Raw genomic sequence first — 18,619 nt, 5'->3', positions numbered from 1 at the left:
CAGGCGTTAGGTAGAAGTTTTACTATTACCCAGTCCCCAGTTCCCAATCCCCAGTTCCCAATCCCCAATCCCTAACAATGCTCGCCTCTTCTATGACCTAAGCACTATTGGTCAGCGAGGCGAGCTGATACAGCTTAACTGTCGGCTGGACTCGACTGATTTTCTTGTGCAGGGAGCGTATCTTCCTTTGGAGCAGCCACCTTGACCATAGAATGGCGTAGCACGCGATCGCCCAAGTAATATCCGCGCACTAACTCTTCTAACACTGTTCCTTCAGGATGTTCATCCGTAGGTTCCCGCATTACTGCTTCATGAAGGTTGGGGTCAAACTCTTGTCCTTCGGGGCGCATTGGTGATACACCCAGGCGCTTCAGGGAATCTACTAGTTGTTTGTATACTCCTTGATAACTTTTGTGAATTGTCATCTCACTTTCAGTTTGTGGCTTAAGATGCGATCGCGCCCGCTCAAAATTATCGACAATAGGTAGCAATTCCAAAATTGTGTTGCGTTTTACCTGTAAGTCCAACTCTTCTTTTTCTTTTTGAGTACGCTTGCGGTAATTTTCAAAATCTGCCGCAATCCTCATATATTGCGTACTGCGTTCATCTAACTGTGTTTTGAGAGAATTGATCTGTTGAGTCAATTCAGCCAAAGCAGCTGTATTCGCTTCCTGTATCTGTGTTGCTGTGAAGCCATTATCTTCTGTAGCTGTAGTGTCTCCCACTACATTTGTGGGGATTGCCACTGACTCAGTTACTTCGTTAGTAGATTCGTTATTGTTAATTTGGGCTGGGGATTCACTCATAATTGCTTGCTTTACCTCTGTTGATTCACCCAATTGCTGGCTTGTATGGTTTACCTGTTTATTTTCGTCGATCATTGTCCAAGTCTACTCACCCCCAAGAGGATTTACGGCAGTATTTCACCACAATGAACAACCCTGACAATTGATGGCTGTACACTGAGACTGATTTTTTGCCGAAATTTCTTTAGAGATGAGGGTAACATCATCTTATTTTTACAAATGGTGAACAGATTAGCGTCAACATTCTAGGGGCGGTATTCCGAACGAGGAGTTAAGGTGATACGCACCTAAATCAAATATTCTTGTGTCAGGGCTGTCAATAGTCAATAGTCCTTCTTCTTTGCTTCCCCTGCTCCTCTGCTTCTTCTCGTCCCCAATCTCTTCATAAAGTTTCGGCTGGAATTTACTAAGTGTGGATGAAAATTTTTAGCCTCTGGCTGGGAATACTCTAAATAGAGGTTTTCCCTACTCATTGCTCACCTATGACTTACTCGTCACCACAACGGCGCAGTACCGCTCTTACTACAAGAACAGAGTTTTCACCTTTCGGTAATAAGCTAGTGCAGTCTGGCTACATTAACACCGAACAGATGAGACAGGCGCTGATTGAAAGTCGCAAGTCTGGTAGACCCTTAACAGAAGTTTTGGAGTCAATTACTGGGCGACAATTATCACCTGAGTACCTCAGGCAGTACAAGAAACAACAATTATTTGAACTGAAAATACTATACGGTGTTGAATACCTCGATCCGGAGGTCAACGATATCGGTAGCACGATGGTGGGTAATTTAATTGAAACCCTCATCCCAGTTGATATCTGCCGTCGTCATCGTTTAGTACCACTATCTAAAAATGATGAACACACCCCGCCTTATGTTTTAGTGGCGATGGTTGCTCCGGATAACTTGGAAGCGTCGGACGACCTAAACCGCATCTTGCGCCCCCAAGGTTTAACATTACAGCGTATGGTAATTACCCAGGAGGATTACCAACGGCTAATTAACCAATATTTGGATGAATTGGCTGTGCGGCAAAAGCACCTGGAACAAGAAAAATTTACAGATATTAATCAGGATTTAGAAAATCTTGGCAATCTCGACCTAGAAGATGCTCCTGAAGAGATGGAGGCTGATTTAGGTTCAGCGATGAAGGGTGCAGAAGATGCACCTGTCATCAACCTCGTTAACAGAATTTTAGCGAAGGCGTTGCATGACAAGGTTTCTGATATCCACATTGAACCCCAAGAAGAAAATCTGCGGATTCGCTTCCGCAAGGATGGGGTACTGCGGGAGGCTTTTGACCCCTTACCGAAAAAAATTATTCCGGCTGTAACAGCCAGATTTAAAATTATCTCCAATTTGGATATTGCCGAGCGACGTTTACCGCAAGATGGACGCATCCGCCGGATGTTTGAGGGACGTAAAGTAGACTTCCGCGTGAATACCTTACCCAGTCGCTATGGGGAAAAGGTAGTACTGCGGATTTTGGACAACTCTTCTACGCAACTGGGACTGAATAAGTTAATTACTGACCCAGAAACATTGCAGATTGTCCAAGATATGGTGAGTAAGCCTTTCGGTTTAATTTTGGTAACTGGGCCAACTGGTTCAGGTAAGACAACTTCCTTATATTCAGCACTGGCGGAGAAGAACTCACCAGGTATTAATATCAGTACGGTAGAAGACCCAATTGAGTACAGTTTGCCAGGGATTACCCAGGTACAGGTAATTAGAGAAAAAGGGCTAGATTTTGCGACGGCATTACGGGCTTTTTTGCGACAAGACCCCGATGTGTTGCTGGTGGGTGAAACAAGAGACAAAGAAACAGCGAAAACAGCGATTGAAGCGGCTTTAACAGGTCACTTGGTATTAACTACATTACACACCAACGATGCCCCTGGTGCGATCGCTCGTTTGGGTGAAATGGGTATTGAACCATTCATGGTTTCCAGTTCTCTGATTGGGGTATTGGCACAACGTTTAGTGCGCCGTGTTTGTGGTGAGTGCCGTATTGCTTACACTCCCACCACTGAGGAGTTAGCTCGTTATGGCATGACGGCTTCTCAAGAAGTGTCTGTCACCTTCTATAAAGCTAACACCATCCCCGCAGAAGCGATCGCCGAGGCCAAAGCGAAAAACCAGCTTTGTCCAGCTTGTAACGGTGTTGGCTACAAAGGACGCTGTGGTGTTTATGAAGTGATGCGGGTTACAGAGAACCTACAAACTTTAATCAACGAAGAAGCACCAACAGAACGCATCAAAGAAGTAGCTGTAGAAGAAGGGATGAAAACCTTATTAGCTTATAGCTTAGACCTCGTTCGCCAAGGTGCTACCACCCTAGAAGAAGTGGAACGGGTGACATTTACAGACACAGGTTTAGAAGCTGAATTAAAAGCTAAACGCAAGACTGGTCTTACCTGCCGGACTTGCAGCGCCATATTACAACCAGAATGGCTAGATTGTCCCTACTGTCTAACAGCCCGTTTTGAAGATTAGTTACTGCATTTATTTTTTGGAATTTTGAATTGGAGCAAAGCGACCCTATGGAAATGATGATTGAAGACTTGATGGAGCAGATGATTGAAATGGGTGGCTCGGATATGCACTTATCCGCAGGTTTGCCTCCCTATTTCCGCATCAGTGGCAAACTCACACCCATAGGCGAAGAGGTGCTGACCGCCGACCAGTGCCAAAGACTGATTTTTAGTATGCTCAATAACACCCAACGTAAAACCTTAGAGCAGACTTGGGAGTTAGATTGTTCCTATGGTGTCAAAGGTTTAGCCCGTTTCCGGGTCAATGTTTATAAAGAGCGTGGTGCTTATGCTGCTTGTCTAAGGGCGCTCAGTTCCAAAATTCCTAACTTTGAAAAGTTGGGTTTACCCGATGTTGTGCGGGAAATGTGCGACAAACCTAGAGGGTTAATTCTCGTCACAGGGCCGACAGGTTCCGGTAAAACAACTACTCTGGCGGCAATGATTGACTTAATTAACCGCACGAAGGCAGAGCATATCCTCACAGTAGAAGACCCAATTGAGTTTGTATACGAACCAATTAAAAGCTTAGTTCACCAAAGACAGTTAGGCGAAGATACCAAAAGTTTTGCAAACGCTTTAAAAGCGGCTTTACGGGAAGATCCAGATATTGTTTTGGTAGGGGAAATGCGGGATTTGGAGACAATTTCTTTGGCGATTTCTGCCGCAGAAACCGGACACTTAGTATTTGGTACGCTGCACACTAGTTCTGCTTCCCAAACTGTTGACCGGATTATCGACGTTTTCCCCCACGAAAAACAAACTCAAGTGCGGGTACAGTTATCTAACTCTTTAGTAGCTGTATTTAGCCAAACATTAGTGCCGAAGAAAAATCCCAAGCCCGGTGAATACGGACGCGTTATGGCACAAGAAATTATGGTTATTACTCCTGCTATTTCTAACCTGATTCGTGAAGGTAAAACCTCACAAATTTATTCCGCAATTCAGACTGGCGGTAAATTAGGAATGCAAACATTAGAAAAAGTTTTAGCTGATTTTTATAAATCAGGCACAATTTCCTTTGAAGCAGCAATGTCTAAGACCTCAAAACCAGATGAAATTCAACGCCTTATAGGTCCCTCGGCTCCACCGGCAAATGCTAAACCTGGAGCCGTCAAAGCACACTAAAAAATAGTTATTATTTATTATTCAGAAATAATAAATAATAACTATTTTTGATTTTTGACTTTTGTAGCTTTAGCTTCCCATAGGGTATTTTGAATTGATATATGCCAACATTTATTGCCCAAGTTCGAGACACGCAAGGAAAAACTAGAAAAGAGAAAGTTGTTGCTGAATCTTTAGCACAAGCTCGGACTAATCTGAGAGATCAGGGATTAGTCGTTCAAGAACTTAAGCAGTCGCAAAACTTTGCTGCCAATTTTGATTTGCAAAAGTTTCAGAATTCCTTCGTCAAGGTAACAGTGAAGGAAAAGGCCGTGTTTTCTCGACAACTTGCCACATTGGTAAATGCTGGTGTAGCAATTGTCCGAGGACTAGGAGTATTAGGTGATCAGTGTACCAATGCTAAACTTAAGCAAGCCCTCAATGATATTAGCAATGACGTTCAAAGTGGGGTCAATCTTTCGGATGCTATGCGTAAGCATCCTGACTGTTTTGATGGTTTGTATGTGAGCATGATTCAAGCTGGGGAAGTCGGTGGTGTTCTAGATGAAGTTTTGAATCGTTTAGCCAAATTGTTAGAGGATATGGCTCGATTACAAAACCAACTTAAATCAGCCCTAGCTTATCCCGTTGTTGTGGGTATTTTAGCAACCGCCATTTTCGTGGGGATGACTGTTTTTCTTATCCCCATTTTTGCTAAGATTTTCGTGGAATTAGGTACAGAATTACCAGCCCTTACCCAATTCTTAATGAATTGCAGCGAGATTTTGAGAAGTTGGCGAGCAGGACTGATTGTTGCTGTGATTGTAGGCACAAAATTTAGTTATACACAGTACTATAAAACCCGTGTTGGTAAAGAAACAATTGACCGTCTTGCTTTAAAAATGCCCTTATTTGGTGACTTAATTCAAAAGTCTTCAGTTGCTCGTTTCAGCCGTACTTTTGGTTCTCTAACTCGTTCTGGTGTACCGATTCTCACCTCTTTGGAAATTGTGCGCGATACCTCTGGAAATCAGGTAGTTGCTAATGCTATTGATGCGGCAAGAGCCGAAATTCAACAAGGTGGTATGATTAGTATTGCTTTACAAAAAGAGCAAGTTTTTCCACCAATGGCAATTCAAATGATTAGCATCGGTGAAGAAACCGGGGAATTAGATGGAATGCTGATGAAAATTGCCGATTTCTATGAAGATGAAGTCGAGCAAGCAGTCAAAGCATTAACCAGCGTTTTAGAACCAATTATGATTTTGGTTCTAGGGGGTATGGTGGGGACAATCTTGTTATCAATGTATCTGCCTCTGTTCAAAGTATTTGAAAAATTGGGATAAATAAACCTTGAATTTTGATTTTTCTCATTGATTTTTCTAATATTTATGCCTGTGCAAAAATCTGACTATGAAGCGAGTTTGGCAGAGTATAGTAATTATGAGGCGGCGATCGCACTACTCAAACAGCATCGACCATATCTAGAAATGATTCCTAGTTTGCGTCGTCCTGATGAAAGTATAATTATTATCCCTCTGCCAATTGTTCGTCTGCGTGATCCTGTTGCTGCAACCACACAGGCACATTGTTTACCTTGTGATGTGGCAATTATCATGTGTGATCCCGAATGGAAGGTGAAAACGGGAGCCGAGATTGTATTATTTATTCATCGCCCCCATGAAGACTTTTCTGATTTGTTGGGACGTTGGCGACAAACCCAAGTTTTGCTTAACCAGGACTATGAATGGTTAATGCCCCTCCGCCACAGTCATATTTTAAGTGAAGGGGCTGATATCGTATATCCTTTGTTTGTGGTTTTTAGTGAAACATCCGAACGCATCCAACGTGGCCTGAGAGGTGCAGAATTGCCCTTCGTGATTCAAGCACCATATTCACCAGTTGATGAAGCCAGAAAAGAAGAGAGGTTAGAAGCTAGGGACTAGCAATTGAAGTATTGAATTCTTGACAAGAATCTGTTTGTCTAGGCTCTAAACTTTAACCTCTACCCTCTTACTTCACAAACTGGGGCATGATTTCAGCCGCCGTAAATATGCCATGAATGCCGCGTTGATGCAACTGCATACCAGCTTTGAGATAGCCAAAGGCAGGACCGCAGACATTGGCTGCCATGCTGGTTTCATCTCCTAAGGTGAAGGTATGGGTGGAAATCTTGCCTTCAAAGGTACGTCCGGTAACCTTAACATTAGTGCTGAGGGGCTTTTTGGGATTGCGCGTATCCACTACACCACCCACAGTCACGCGATCGCGCTCTACTATCCCTGCTAACTCTAACATCACATCATCGGCGTGTTCCATGTTCTGCAAGGTCAGTACGCCATTGGTTTTGTCTAGTAATGCTTCTACCTCTGCATCAGTCATTGCCCTAGCCGCTTCTACTGTATAACCAGGCATATGACCAATATCTTCCCGCACGGTGGCGCGGTAAGCTTCCCAGTTGGCAATACCTACACCAAAGGTAATCTCTACTTGATGAATTTCGGCGTAGCTTTGGGCTGCTAAAGCGGCGGCGGCGGTTAATAGTCCCGGTGTTGCACCACAGCCTGTCATGTAGGTAATACCAGCCGCTTGTAGTTCGTCTTTCATGGCAATTAGCTGTTCTACTGCACTGGTGCGCTTAATAGCATCTACCAAAACACCGCGCCAGCCAGATTGAATAAACTGTCTGGCTACGGAAGGAATAAAGTCATTGGGTAGGTTGGGTAAAGCTAGAAAATAACCATCTACAGGTTGGCTGCTATCAATTAAATCTTGAATACTGTTGTTGCCTAAACTACCTACTGGTTCTAAATAACCCACCGAACCTTGAGACTGGTAGGTAGCAATGCAATCTTTAAAATTTAAACCTGCCGCAGCATAAGCATAACCTTTTTGGTCTGCCACAGCTACCAATTTCATCTCCCGTTTACCAGCTAGTACCTTGGCGGCTGCTTGTCCGAGTCCACCGAAACCCAATACTCCGATACGTATAGCTGGTGCAATATTTGCTGTACTCATAGTCAATTAGTTAAGTTGAATCATTAGCCTTGAGTATGAACCATCTAGCGATCGCCTATGGCGGAGCGTAGTCCATTGCTCAAAGCTATAAAGGTTAATTATGCTTTATTATCCTGGTTTCTTCCCCAAGCAGATCAGTTTTTTCACCAGAAATTCTTGGTGAGTCGTTTAGCCTTGAGCAAATTTTCACGCCGGATGTTATCAAAGGGACTTCCAGATAAAAAATATCCAAAATGTAGCGTGCGTCAGTATGAATAATTTCTGAGTATAGTTAAGGTCTATCACACTGACGCACCCTACCAAATCGTCAATTTTGGATAATTTATTTTTTGGTGTTCACAAAAAAGAGAACATCCTTCTTTCGTTATCTTAGAAAAGTAAATCATTACACGATTGAACAATGGTTGCTTTACCCGATAGTATTTTCATGAGCGCCGAGGAATATCTGATTTGGGAATCCACTCAAGAACTACGTTACGAGTATTGGGATGGTGAAGTCGTCGCCATGACTGGTGGGACACGCAACCATAATCGGGTTTCTCTCAATTTCTCAATACTCTTAGATGATGCCCTAGCAGATAGATCCTGTGAAGTATACATTGTAGATGTGAAGGTGCAGGTAGAGCCGGGGCGGAAGTATTTTTATCCTGATGTGGTGGTGACTTGCGACGAACGCGATAATGATCCCCAATGGGTACAATTTCCCAGTTTGATTATCGAAGTGTTATCACCTTCAACGGAAGCAGCTGATCGGGGGAAAAAATTTGCTGCATATCGTCAATCTCCAACCTTGCAAGAATATGTCCTCGTACAAGTAACACAACCGGGTGTGGAAGTATTTCGGCGCAATGAACAGGGAAAATGGGTACTGTCAGAGTATAATTTGGGTGAGAAATTGCTACTAGAATCTGTGAATGTAGAAATAGTGATCGCTGATTTGTACCGACAAGTTGAATTTGTCGCACAAGCAACGGAAAATGAATAGGCGATCGCCTATTCATGTAAGAATCATCCTGAAAGGGTTTCCTGACAATTCCTTAACAATCTTGTGACTAAATGCTCACTAACGGGAGATAATAATAAATCCTCACCACCCTCTGCTGTAATACGCCCTCGCTTTGGCTTGGCTTACATAATTGACACCATAGGGTAAATCCGCAAGCTGCGTTTAACTGAGATGATGAAAACAGCCACCGAATTACAAGCTCGACTGGAATATTACTACCAGCAAATCAAAACCGTGATTATGACGCGTCAAAATCCTATCACGGGTTTGCTACCGGCGAGTACGGCCGTTACTGCCCACGGTGATTATACAGATGCTTGGGTAAGAGATAATGTTTACAGCATTTTGGCAGTTTGGGGTTTAGCGCTGGCATATCGCAAGGTGGATGAAGACCAAGGACGTACCTATGAATTAGAACATAGCGTTATTAAGTTAATGCGTGGGTTGCTGTTTGCGATGATGCGCCAGGCGCACAAGGTAGAAAGATTTAAAGAAACTCAGTCACCTTTGGATGGGTTGCACGCCAAATACAACACCGCTACTGGTGATATTGTCGTAGGTGATGATGAATGGGGACATTTGCAATTAGATGCCACATCTATATTCTTGTTGATGTTGGCACAAATGACCGCTTCCGGATTGCAGATAATTTATACCATTGATGAAGTCAACTTTGTCCAAAATTTAGTTTATTACATTGGCCGAGCTTACCGCACACCAGATTATGGTATTTGGGAACGGGGTAATAAAATCAATCATGGCAATGCTGAGTTAAACGCCAGTTCTGTAGGTATGGCAAAAGCTGCTTTAGAAGCCATGAACGAACTGGATTTGTTTGGTGTGCGGGGTAGTCAAGCATCAGTAATTCATGTGCTACCCGATGAAATCGCTCGCACTCGCAGCACTCTAGAATCCTTATTACCCAGAGAATCTGCCTCTAAAGAAATTGATGCAGCCTTATTAAGTATTATTAGCTATCCAGCGTTTGCGGTGGAAGATTCACAGTTGAGAGAACGCACCCTCAACGAGATTATCAACAAACTCCAAGGCAAATATGGCTGCAAACGCTTTTTGCGTGATGGACACCAAACCGTTTTAGAAGATACCCAACGTCTGCACTACGAACCTTGGGAACTGAAACAATTTGAGCATATAGAATGTGAATGGCCGTTATTTTTCACTTATTTAGCCCTTGATGGGTTATTTTGTGGTGATCGAAAACGGGCGCAATTTTATCAAGAGCAGTTAGAAAGTTTACTCATTGAGCGTGATGGCGTATCATCCAACATAGGTCATGGCTTACGTTTATTACCAGAATTGTATTATGTTCCCGCCGAAAATGTGGAAGCGGAAAAGTTAGCACCCCAAACTCAACCCCGTTTACCAAATGAAAATGTGCCTTTAGTTTGGGCGCAGAGTTTGTATTATCTTGGTCAAATGTTGAGTGAGGGGTTACTAGCCGTTGGTGATGTGGATCCCTTAGGTAGACATTTATCTATAGGTAAAAAACGCGAAGCTTTAGTGCAGATTGTCTTGTTAGCAGAGGATGAAGATTTACAAGCAGAACTAGCAGTTCACGGTATTGAAACGCAAACACCAAAGCAAGTAGCCCCAATTCAAGTTAGACAAGCTAGTGAACTATCAACTATTTATACCCAAATTGGGCGTAACGATAAACTTGGTTTAACAGGTCGTCCAGTGCGGCGGCTCAGGAGTTTGACCACATCAAGAGTTTTTCGTCTCCGGGGTGAGACTATTGTTTTTTTACCTTCATTTTTAGATTCTCAGCAGTTTTACTTAACCCTTGATTACCATTTTTTGGTAGACCAGATAAGAAGTGAACTTGCATACATCCAAAAGTATTGGAGTGATTTAGGTCGTCCCATATTAACTTTAATGTTGACTCACACCATGCTGGAAACTGGTTCTCAGGCATTACTAGAACTAATGCAGGAACTGAAAGATGGTGTGTGTAATGGTGTGGCAGTAAAATTAGGGCGACTGAATCAATTGATGCTGACAGGGGCAATCCAAAGGATTGATTTTCTGCAAGATGTGGAATTTTACCAGTCAGCAGTGCAAGATGCTGGCAAACGTTATTATTACCTGGCTTATTATCCTGGGAAAAACTGGCGTTTGGGACATAGCCAAGAATTTCAGGTGGAATACGAAACTAACTTGGATTTTCTGCTGTCATCTCTGCGTGCATCAGAAAATTTATATGAGCAAATTGAGTTATTGCAGACTTTGACTCGGTTGCAGGGGTTAGAGTTTGATACAGGATTTGGGACAAATCAGCGAGTTACTGTAGCTGATTTACTAGATGAAGTTTACACCAAAGCTGGGGAGTTGGGTTTTTGGGCTGTGGTGCGGCGGGCGGCTGGTTTGCGGCAAATGGTCGATATTGGATTAACTGATGCAGTCACAAGTATTTTGATTAGAGGTAAGCAAATAGCTGTAGGTAGGGCTTACAGTGAAGCGTCATTGATTTCCGTGCCGATGCCTCACAATGAAATTGCTGATAAAATTAATCACTTCTGTCGTGAGGATATCCGCGATCGCGTTCTGACGCAAGAAGTTCTGATCTATCTGGGTATCCTCATCAGATCACAACCGGAATCATTCCAAGGACTACTCACCCTGAGAGTTGGTTATCTCATCCTCTTAATTACCAGCGAACTCGCCCAAGAGTTAAAAGTTACCCAAGATGAAGCCTATGAACGCTTGATGGAACTGCCACCATTTGAAGTTAAGACACGGTTACAGCAGGTATTAACAGCTTATCCAGGGATGAGTCAATTATTGCGCCAGCAGGAATCACTCCACGTCAAGCAAAAGGTAACTGATATTGATTGGGTGATATTACCTGCTATTAGCGAAGAAATGGAAGTTCCTAGCGGTGGTTGGCGACGCTTCCGCCAAGCCGAGGGCGCATTAAACCGCGTCCCGAAAAATTTCTTTCAGCAAGTTTGGCTAATCATGCAGCATTGCAAAGGGTTGGTCATTGGCGATAAATTAGAACGACGCAATCGTTTAGATAGTGATGTCATTCTGTCAGAAATGACTGCCGGTGAAAAGAACTTTGCCTTACGCATCGAGCATTTGTTAAATAAAATTGAAGCGCCAGAATATCGCCAAGTTAACATTGAAGCATTAATGGAACTAGCTGCGATCGCCTCTAGAAACCCCAACCTCCAAATCGAAGAATATATGGTACTAGATGTACTAATCGGTCACGCCGTCCGCTTGGCTTGGTTAGAACAACATCCAGAACGGGGCGATCGCTATGATGAGGATAAGGCTTCAGCGTGGCGATCGTTTTACAATACTTCTCCTAAGGAATGTGCTACCTACATCCTCGAAGCCTTCAAGTTCTTGACTGAGTTTGTGAAATGAGGCTGGGGATTAGGGATTGGGGACTAGGGGCTGAATGCCCTGCTACCGCGCTTCAGCACTTTTTTATTTTGAATTTTGAATTTTGAATTTTGAATTGATTCATCTTCCCAACCAAGTCTTGATGATATCTAAAAGACTGGAACCGCCCCAAGCTAAAGCCATGAGAATGGAAGTAGTTAAAATTGCTCCCATGACACAGAGAACTAAGCCACCTAAACTAATTGCACCATCGTCTTCTAATAAACCAAAACCAGTCACGAAAATACCCATTGCGGGTAAGGTGTTAGTTCCGGGGATGGGAATCATCATAGAAATTGCCATCAAGGCGATCGCAATCCCAATTGTTATCCTACCTGCTAGAGTAGTACAGATATAAGATAAACGAGGACGGGCGATCGCCTCAATTCTTTTTAACCAAGGAATTCCCGCCTTCAGGAACTTCTGGACTGTTTGCAGTTCAATTGGGTGATTCATCATTTTTTGTGGTAGCCAAGGGCTTTTAGCACCAGCGATGAGCTGAACAGCTAATAGAAAAATTAGGACACCAAAGGGTGTTGAATAACCAGGTGCAGGGACAGGCAAAGCTGATGGTAGAGACAAGATTACCAGCAAAAAGCCAAAAATCCTTTCCCCAGCCAGCAACAGAATATCTGCTAAAGTTACTTTTTCTGGTCTTTCTTCTTCAAAAAAGTGGCGTTGTAATTCGTTAGATAGCTTAGCCATAGTATAGTTAAATGTTTCCTTCTCTAAATCTGGAACAATCAATAAGTAGATTTTTTATCTCTAATTTTTGTTGTCCAAGCACTGCCTGTGACAACTCAGAACTGCACACTAACCAATAAAAGCTTAATTCTAATTTATTTTCGACTGAAAGTAGTGCCATTTTTCTAGTTAACCCTTACAGCCTAAACCCGTGTTTTCAGGGCAAAGCATAAATAACCTAAACTTATTAGCTCCCCACTCCCCACCCTCAGGACTGATAGATTAGTTGAGTGAGAGAACACAACAGGAGAGCAAAATGACAGAAGGGTCACAACAAAAACGAGTGGTAGTTGTAGGTGCAGGCTGGGCTGGTTTAGGTGCTACCTACCATTTGGCAAAGCAAGGTTATGATGTGACACTTCTAGAAGCAGGCCCTTACCCTGGTGGACTGGTGGCTGGTTGGCAAACCACGGGGGGTAAATCTGTAGAAGCTGGGATTCATGGCTTCTGGTATCCTTATAGAAATATATTTGCCCTGATTAATGAATTAAACATTCATCCCTTCACTACCTGGACTCGTTCCGCCCAATATTCGCCGGCGGGTTTGGAGGTAGAATCACCAATTTTTCAAGATTTGCCCAGACTCCCCACCCCTTTAGGTACTTTTATTTATACACAATTTCAACGTCTGCCCTTAATTGACCGCCTCAGTGCCTTACCTTTACTTTATGCAGTAGTTGACTTTGATAATTCTGATGCGGCTTGGCGGCGTTATGACAGTGTAACCGCAAGGGAATTATTCAAAGATTTTGGGGTTTCGGCAAGACTGTACAAAGAAGCTTTTGAACCAATGTTATTGGTGGGTTTATTTGCCCCTGGGGAACAATGTTCAGCCGCCGCTACCTTGGGGATGCTTTACTTTTTCATTTTGGCTCACCAAGCTGATTTTGATGTAGTTTGGTGTCGAGGAACTGTGGGGGAAAAAATATTTCGTCCTTGGGTGGAACGTATTGAAAAAGCCGGGGCAAAGGTGCTACCCAAACATCGAGTTACTGATTTAATTATTGATAGTAATAATCAAGCAACAGGCGTAGTTTGTGGTAACGAAGTCTTTGATGCTGATGCTGTAATTTTTGCCGTTGGTATTACTGGGATGAAAAAAATCGTTTCCAGTAGCCCTAGTTTGCAAAGTCGAGCCGAATTTCGTAATTTACATAATTTAGGGGCAATCGATGTTTTAGCAACCAGGCTTTGGTTTGACCGCAAAATTGATATTCCCCGTCCCTCTAATGCTTGTTTTGGTTTTGATAACACTACTGGGTGGACATTCTTTGATTTAAATGCCCTACATGATGAATATAAAAATGAGTTAGGAACGGTAATTGAAGCTGATTTTTATCATGCTAATCAGTTTCTCAATTGGAGTGATGCAGAAATTGTCGCTACGGTTCAGAATTATTTAACAACTTGCGTCCCAGGATTCGCGCAAGCAAAAGTAATTGATAGCAGTGTGATTCGCTTACCTCAAGCAGTGACTCACTTTGCCCCTGGTAGCTATCCGTATATGTTACCTGCCAAGACGAGTTTCGATAACGTCTTTATGAGTGGTGATTGGATTGTCAATCGCCACGGTTCTTGGTCACAGGAAAAAGCTTATGTGACAGGTTTGGAAGCCGCGAATTTAGTAGTGTCACATTTAGGAGAGGGTACACCTGTCGAGATTTTACCAGTAGAAGCAGATGAAACGCATATTCAAGTGGCGCGATCGCTCAACCAAACTGTACGTAAATTAGGTAAATCCATCCTGCCTAACTTTTGGTTGCCCTAGTAGTGCGGCAAGCATAATTTTTTGTTGAGATATGGCTGTTGCCAGTAGTGTTACGACATCAATATATGATACAACCCAGTCCCCAGTCCCCAGCTATAATTGGGACAGCATATTTAACCCCAAAAAAAACCCCCTTTTGGGGGATAGGGTAATAGACGTTTATTTGTAGTAAGATCAGTAGTGTATAGTTAATTCGTCTACGATCACGGTAATCACTGTGGTCGTTTTCTCTATTTTAAGCCGTGGGGTAAGAAAACGGGGTGAGGGGTCACAACTCCCACCGCGAAGTACACCAAGAATGTTTAACCAATTTCGGTAGTAACTCCTGAGTAATTACTCAAGGTACAACCACCGGAGACTATCCGCCTCCGGTTTGGCTGATTATTCATTGAGTTCGCGCAAATCCCTGAGAGTACTTGCATAGATAAACTTTCAGATTAGCCAATACGCTCAACAGATACTGCATCATTACTGTCATTTCTCCAAAAGTCCCACCGATGAGTTCTTGGATTTTATTCGCATAGACTGCATCTGGTTTTTCCGGTGGTCTGAAATATTGCAATTTCTTAGCGTGATAAAACATTTTGTAGCCCAATTAGTGACAGAAATAAGGCACATAAATCAAATATGTGGCTTATTTCTTCTAGGAAACTAATTAGAACAATGATTGACATCAGCCACGAGTCTGAGAAATAAATTTTGATATTTTAGCGAATCTAAAACTAAAGATATAAATAGGTGGGCGGGAAAACCTACCGCCATTGTCAGGAGGTAGGCGACAGTTAGCAGAACCATTGCCCCATGAGAGTGCGAATAAAAGTCAAAGGTCAAGAAAAACTAACCATTATTTACTTTTGTAGACTAATTGCTAAAGAAATCTGATGAAAATGGGCGACTCAAAAAACTCAAATTATAAACAGTTGTATGGGAGTGAACGGATGTCATACTAGACCATATTTCTACCTGACGTAAATTACTCACTGAAGATGATTTTTATGTAGTCATGTCCAAATTATGTAGTTAACGTCAGTATTTTACTCTAGAAAATTAGGGCGAAGTTCTATGAAGCAACCATATCTTTCTCCCGACGATTTGCCCACACATAAAACAACTCTGATCAGTGAAGTATTGCTTAGTCAACTAGAAGAGACGACCAAGAAAAGCTTTTATTTAGCTTGCAAGCAACCAGTACGTATTTTGTTATCTAGTTGTCATTGGTACTTTAAGGTTAATGGTGGCATTTTGATGTTAGTCATGGTTTGTCATAATATCGAAAGCTACCAAAATATTATGATGATCGTTCCTTACTTAGCTAGTAAATTAAAACGTTTTGCTAACCAAGCGAAAATTAGCATTAGTTCTCCCGTAAATCAAGGTATACCTTGGGTTATCAGCATTAACCAAATTTTACCTGAAGAAGAATAAAGACGTTACATACAACGTCTGTATATGAGTCATTAGTCATTAGCTCGTTAACTGGTTGTATAAATTGGGAATTTGGGCTGTAGACTAATGACTTTTGAATATTACATTCTCTTATCCACCCAATAATTTTTGGTACTCTTTCAGTCGGGTGACGATGATATTCATGAACTCTGTAAAATCAATATTATTACCAGTATCAATATCAGTCGGGCTGTTGGCCAGGCTGTTGGGTAGAGAGTCTTGATAATATTTGTGGGTCAACTCTGTTTGGTAAGCGGTGGATGTTTGATTATTGGATAATACAGATGCAGGATTTGAACTGGTGGTGAAAGTATTGCTTTTTTGCAAAGACTGGGAGTTGAGGCTAGAAGTGCTAATTGATGTGTTATTCAGACTTAAACCACCAAATAAGTTATCCACAACAGAACCAAAGTCAAAGTTAAAGTCGGAGTCTGTTTTGGGTGTAGTGTCGCTGTTGGTGTTTCCTGCGGTGCTGGTAATAATATCTCGTACCTGGGTTTCAGTTAAATTGGGGTTAGCACTGAGCATGAGGGCGACTACACCAGCAACGTAAGGGGTCGCCATCGATGTACCACTATAATTGGCGTACTGATTATTTGGTACTGAAGAATAAACGCTTTGTCCTGGGGCGGTGACATAAGCCATTGTCGTATTGCCAGAACGGTTGGAGAAATCAGTTAAATTTTTATTAGCATCTACTGCACCAACAGCGATTCCTGTTTGATTGGCGTAACGAGCAGGGTAGTCTGGCGTAGATTCACCATCATTGCCAGCAGCCATGACAACGATCGCCCCTTTACTGCTAGCATATTCAATTGCAGACTTGAGAGTACGACTGGAAGAATTGCCGCCTAGACTGAGGTTGATGACTCTTGCCCCATTATCTACAGCATAGTAAATTCCGTTGGCGATCGCACTATAAGAACCAGAACCAGATTCATCCAGCACCTTCACAGCCATAATCTGGGAATTGTAAGCAACACCAGTCACACCAAAGCCATTATTTCCCCCAGCAATAATCCCGGAAACATGGGTTCCATGACCATTATTATCAAGGGTGTTGTTATTGTTGTCGTTAAAATTCCAGCCGTGGACATCATCAATATAGCCATTACCATCGTCATCTATGCCGTTACCAGGAATTTCTTTGGTATTAGTCCAGATATTATTACGTAAATCCTCATGGTTAGTGTCTACGCCCGTATCTATCACCGCCACGATTACGCCTTGGCCTGTATGTCCATTTGCCCATACTTCTGGAGCATTTATCATATCTAAGCCCCAATTATTCCCGCCAAGGTTAGCAACATCACTATAAGGATTCTGCCCAGCAGCTTGAGGTACGGCTGCGCCTGCATTCACTAAACCATAGCCATTAGTTGAGTTGTAAGTGCTGGTAGCAGTGGTAGTAGCATTCTCTGGAGTGTAGCTACTACGAAAACCCAACTTAGAAGTATGATTATTTTCTGTATTAAAAATATCTGCTGAGGAGATATAAGCGGAATTTTGCCTGTCAATTGAAAGGGGATTTTGATCAATCGTGTTTGTGGGCATAGGTATTTGCTCCTCAACTAACATAAGTGTTTTTTGCGGTTTTAATTGTTAAACCCTTCCAGGCAATATTTGCGCTTCTCGTTTATATGCAATACACTTTGACCTCTCCCCAAACCCATCTTTTAAAAAGTATCTGTAGGCAATGCTCACCATATCCTGGTTTTGGTGGGCATTGCCCACCCTACCTATAATTCACATTGATTACTCCCCTTCCCTACGAGGTAAGGGGCTGGGGGTTATGTCAGTATTGGACTCAACTGCAAACCGCTATATTTGCACCGAATAAATTTGCCCTCCTAGTCAATAATTACTACGGATTAATTCCAGAAAATGCCTTTTTGTTTACCAAAATTTTCCCAATTCTTTTAATTTTTTATCGAAAGTTGCTGAAACCCATAATTGTAAGCAAGTTTATTGATTAAATGAAAGTCAAAATATTGAATTTTTCATGACAATATAACAGTCATCAAATATCAAATTATTTGATGTTGACTATGTACATAATTATGGCGATACATGAATTCTCTACATAATTTATTTGGCGTAGCCTTGCCGTAGGGTATTTTGAATTTTGAATTGGTATTAGATGATTCGCCTTTACCACTGGGAATCATAAAAAAATGCTGGCGATATCTCTTGTGGAGAGTTGCCATTGCCATTTGACAATTAGATTTAACCGGGTAAATATCCAATGGCTTATCAAAATATCACCGCTTCCCTTTCTGCTGAAGATGTCAAAGAAATTAAAGCTGCATTTGCCACCATTCAAGCAAAGTTGCCGTTTCTCGTTACCTTGAGTGTGGAAGAACGACGCAAGTTATTTAAGATGGGCGATAAAAGCCTAGCTTTTGTCAACACTAGCCTGACTGCTGCCCAGTCTAACCCAGATATTCTACCAGCCAGTTTTGATGTAGAGGAATTTGTGCGGGATTATCAACTAGCCACCACCCTCACCGAACTGTTAATTGGGCTGCGGCAACTGACAGAACAGGTAGATGATACCCTATTGGCAGTTGGTAGCGAAGCGATGGGCAGCAGTTTGACTGTATATGATTACGTCAAGACGGCTGCAAAGAAAACACCGGGGTTAAAAACTCTGGCGGAACAGTTAGGGGAACGGTTCAAGGCGATTAAAAATAAGCCTGCAAAAGCGGCTACTGGTTCATAAGTTGTAGATATCGTCACCTAGTTGCACTCAGACCTAACCCCCAACCCCTTCCCTT

At 42.4% G+C, this 18,619-nt stretch carries 15 protein-coding genes and 1 pseudogene; 10 read left to right on the top strand and 6 right to left on the bottom strand.

The window, feature by feature from the left end; genetic code table 11:
- Positions 1-134: 134 nt before the first annotated feature.
- Complete coding sequence (gene grpE / locus GSQ19_RS07070) at positions 135-881, bottom strand: nucleotide exchange factor GrpE (protein ID WP_011317261.1); 747 nt, start codon at positions 879-881, stop codon at positions 135-137.
- 407 nt (positions 882-1,288) lie between these two features.
- On the opposite strand from grpE, the gene GSQ19_RS07065 reads away from it, so the two are divergent.
- The 4 genes from GSQ19_RS07065 (at position 1,289) to GSQ19_RS07050 (ending at position 6,392) form a co-directional block, all read left to right on the top strand.
- Positions 1,289-3,301 (top strand): GspE/PulE family protein, encoded by a 2,013-nt coding sequence (locus GSQ19_RS07065; protein ID WP_011317260.1) that lies wholly within the window; start codon positions 1,289-1,291, stop codon positions 3,299-3,301.
- A gap of 47 nt (positions 3,302-3,348) precedes the next feature.
- A complete protein-coding gene (locus GSQ19_RS07060; RefSeq protein ID WP_011317259.1) occupies positions 3,349-4,467 on the top strand; it encodes a type IV pilus twitching motility protein PilT in 1,119 nt (372 codons plus the stop codon).
- 101 nt (positions 4,468-4,568) lie between these two features.
- The gene (locus GSQ19_RS07055) at positions 4,569-5,792 is read left to right on the top strand and encodes a type II secretion system F family protein (RefSeq protein ID WP_011317258.1); all 1,224 of its coding nucleotides are present in this window, start codon (positions 4,569-4,571) and stop codon (positions 5,790-5,792) included.
- A 45-nt stretch (positions 5,793-5,837) separates the two neighbouring features.
- On the top strand, positions 5,838-6,392 hold the full coding sequence (locus GSQ19_RS07050) for a hypothetical protein (protein ID WP_011317257.1): 555 nt from the start codon (positions 5,838-5,840) through the stop codon (positions 6,390-6,392).
- Between the two features lie 67 nt (positions 6,393-6,459).
- On the opposite strand, the gene bioU is transcribed toward GSQ19_RS07050, so the two are convergent.
- On the bottom strand, positions 6,460-7,464 hold the full coding sequence (gene bioU, locus GSQ19_RS07045; protein ID WP_011317256.1) for a (S)-8-amino-7-oxononanoate synthase BioU: 1,005 nt from the start codon (positions 7,462-7,464) through the stop codon (positions 6,460-6,462).
- A 57-nt stretch (positions 7,465-7,521) separates the two neighbouring features.
- Between bioU and GSQ19_RS07040 the strand changes: the two genes are divergently transcribed.
- The 3 genes from GSQ19_RS07040 to GSQ19_RS07030 all read left to right on the top strand — a co-directional run bounded on the left by GSQ19_RS07040 (position 7,522) and on the right by GSQ19_RS07030 (position 11,866).
- Entirely contained in the window at positions 7,522-7,722 is a 201-nt protein-coding gene (locus GSQ19_RS07040) for a hypothetical protein (protein ID WP_153228360.1), read from the top strand.
- 142 nt (positions 7,723-7,864) lie between these two features.
- Positions 7,865-8,449, top strand: coding sequence for a Uma2 family endonuclease (locus GSQ19_RS07035; protein ID WP_011317255.1), 585 nt, complete (start codon positions 7,865-7,867; stop codon positions 8,447-8,449).
- Positions 8,450-8,644: 195 nt separating this feature from the next.
- Positions 8,645-11,866, top strand: coding sequence for a glycoside hydrolase family 15 protein (locus tag GSQ19_RS07030; RefSeq protein ID WP_041455938.1), 3,222 nt, complete (start codon positions 8,645-8,647; stop codon positions 11,864-11,866).
- A 99-nt stretch (positions 11,867-11,965) separates the two neighbouring features.
- Here GSQ19_RS07030 and GSQ19_RS07025 read toward each other — a convergent pair whose 3' ends face one another.
- The gene (locus GSQ19_RS07025) at positions 11,966-12,589 is read right to left on the bottom strand and encodes an exopolysaccharide biosynthesis protein (RefSeq protein WP_011317253.1); all 624 of its coding nucleotides are present in this window, start codon (positions 12,587-12,589) and stop codon (positions 11,966-11,968) included.
- A 295-nt stretch (positions 12,590-12,884) separates the two neighbouring features.
- Here GSQ19_RS07025 and GSQ19_RS07020 point away from each other — a divergent pair, with 295 nt between their 5' ends.
- Positions 12,885-14,396: a hydroxysqualene dehydroxylase gene (locus GSQ19_RS07020; protein ID WP_011317252.1), complete on the top strand. Its 1,512-nt coding sequence runs from the start codon at positions 12,885-12,887 to the stop codon at positions 14,394-14,396.
- Positions 14,397-14,850: 454 nt separating this feature from the next.
- Here the strand turns inward: GSQ19_RS07020 and GSQ19_RS07015 are convergent.
- Both GSQ19_RS07015 and GSQ19_RS07010 read right to left on the bottom strand, forming a co-directional pair.
- A pseudogene (locus GSQ19_RS07015) lies at positions 14,851-14,979 on the bottom strand (manganese catalase family protein); the annotation flags it as partial.
- A 68-nt stretch (positions 14,980-15,047) separates the two neighbouring features.
- Positions 15,048-15,191 carry a hypothetical protein gene (locus GSQ19_RS07010; RefSeq protein WP_153228361.1) on the bottom strand — a complete coding sequence of 48 codons (144 nt, stop codon included), beginning with the start codon at positions 15,189-15,191 and terminating at the stop codon, positions 15,048-15,050.
- Between the two features lie 267 nt (positions 15,192-15,458).
- On the opposite strand from GSQ19_RS07010, the gene GSQ19_RS07005 reads away from it, so the two are divergent.
- On the top strand, positions 15,459-15,821 hold the full coding sequence (locus GSQ19_RS07005; RefSeq protein ID WP_011317250.1) for a hypothetical protein: 363 nt from the start codon (positions 15,459-15,461) through the stop codon (positions 15,819-15,821).
- A 111-nt stretch (positions 15,822-15,932) separates the two neighbouring features.
- Here the strand turns inward: GSQ19_RS07005 and GSQ19_RS07000 are convergent, their stop codons facing one another.
- The gene (locus GSQ19_RS07000) at positions 15,933-17,396 is read right to left on the bottom strand and encodes a S8 family peptidase (RefSeq protein WP_011317249.1); all 1,464 of its coding nucleotides are present in this window, start codon (positions 17,394-17,396) and stop codon (positions 15,933-15,935) included.
- A gap of 691 nt (positions 17,397-18,087) precedes the next feature.
- Here GSQ19_RS07000 and GSQ19_RS06995 point away from each other — a divergent pair.
- Complete coding sequence (locus GSQ19_RS06995; RefSeq protein ID WP_011317248.1) at positions 18,088-18,564, top strand: hypothetical protein; 477 nt, start codon at positions 18,088-18,090, stop codon at positions 18,562-18,564.
- Positions 18,565-18,619 lie beyond the last annotated feature (55 nt).

Source organism: Trichormus variabilis 0441 (assembly GCF_009856605.1).
Lineage (GTDB): Bacteria > Cyanobacteriota > Cyanobacteriia > Cyanobacteriales > Nostocaceae > Trichormus > Trichormus variabilis.
The sequence above is the reverse complement of the archived record's forward strand: the minus strand, read 5'-3'. Positions and strand labels throughout refer to the sequence as shown.

Coding starts and splice junctions, on each gene's coding strand:
- GSQ19_RS07010 (WP_153228361.1), bottom strand. CDS start 15,191: ATGGTTCTGCTAACTGTCGCCTACCTCCTGACAATGGCGGTAGGTTTT.
- GSQ19_RS07020 (WP_011317252.1), top strand. CDS start 12,885: ATGACAGAAGGGTCACAACAAAAACGAGTGGTAGTTGTAGGTGCAGGC.
- GSQ19_RS07065 (WP_011317260.1), top strand. CDS start 1,289: ATGACTTACTCGTCACCACAACGGCGCAGTACCGCTCTTACTACAAGA.
- bioU (WP_011317256.1), bottom strand. CDS start 7,464: ATGAGTACAGCAAATATTGCACCAGCTATACGTATCGGAGTATTGGGT.
- GSQ19_RS07000 (WP_011317249.1), bottom strand. CDS start 17,396: ATGCCCACAAACACGATTGATCAAAATCCCCTTTCAATTGACAGGCAA.
- GSQ19_RS07035 (WP_011317255.1), top strand. CDS start 7,865: ATGGTTGCTTTACCCGATAGTATTTTCATGAGCGCCGAGGAATATCTG.
- GSQ19_RS06995 (WP_011317248.1), top strand. CDS start 18,088: ATGGCTTATCAAAATATCACCGCTTCCCTTTCTGCTGAAGATGTCAAA.
- GSQ19_RS07055 (WP_011317258.1), top strand. CDS start 4,569: ATGCCAACATTTATTGCCCAAGTTCGAGACACGCAAGGAAAAACTAGA.
- GSQ19_RS07040 (WP_153228360.1), top strand. CDS start 7,522: ATGGCGGAGCGTAGTCCATTGCTCAAAGCTATAAAGGTTAATTATGCT.
- GSQ19_RS07005 (WP_011317250.1), top strand. CDS start 15,459: ATGAAGCAACCATATCTTTCTCCCGACGATTTGCCCACACATAAAACA.
- GSQ19_RS07030 (WP_041455938.1), top strand. CDS start 8,645: ATGAAAACAGCCACCGAATTACAAGCTCGACTGGAATATTACTACCAG.
- grpE (WP_011317261.1), bottom strand. CDS start 881: ATGATCGACGAAAATAAACAGGTAAACCATACAAGCCAGCAATTGGGT.
- GSQ19_RS07050 (WP_011317257.1), top strand. CDS start 5,838: ATGCCTGTGCAAAAATCTGACTATGAAGCGAGTTTGGCAGAGTATAGT.
- GSQ19_RS07025 (WP_011317253.1), bottom strand. CDS start 12,589: ATGGCTAAGCTATCTAACGAATTACAACGCCACTTTTTTGAAGAAGAA.
- GSQ19_RS07060 (WP_011317259.1), top strand. CDS start 3,349: ATGGAAATGATGATTGAAGACTTGATGGAGCAGATGATTGAAATGGGT.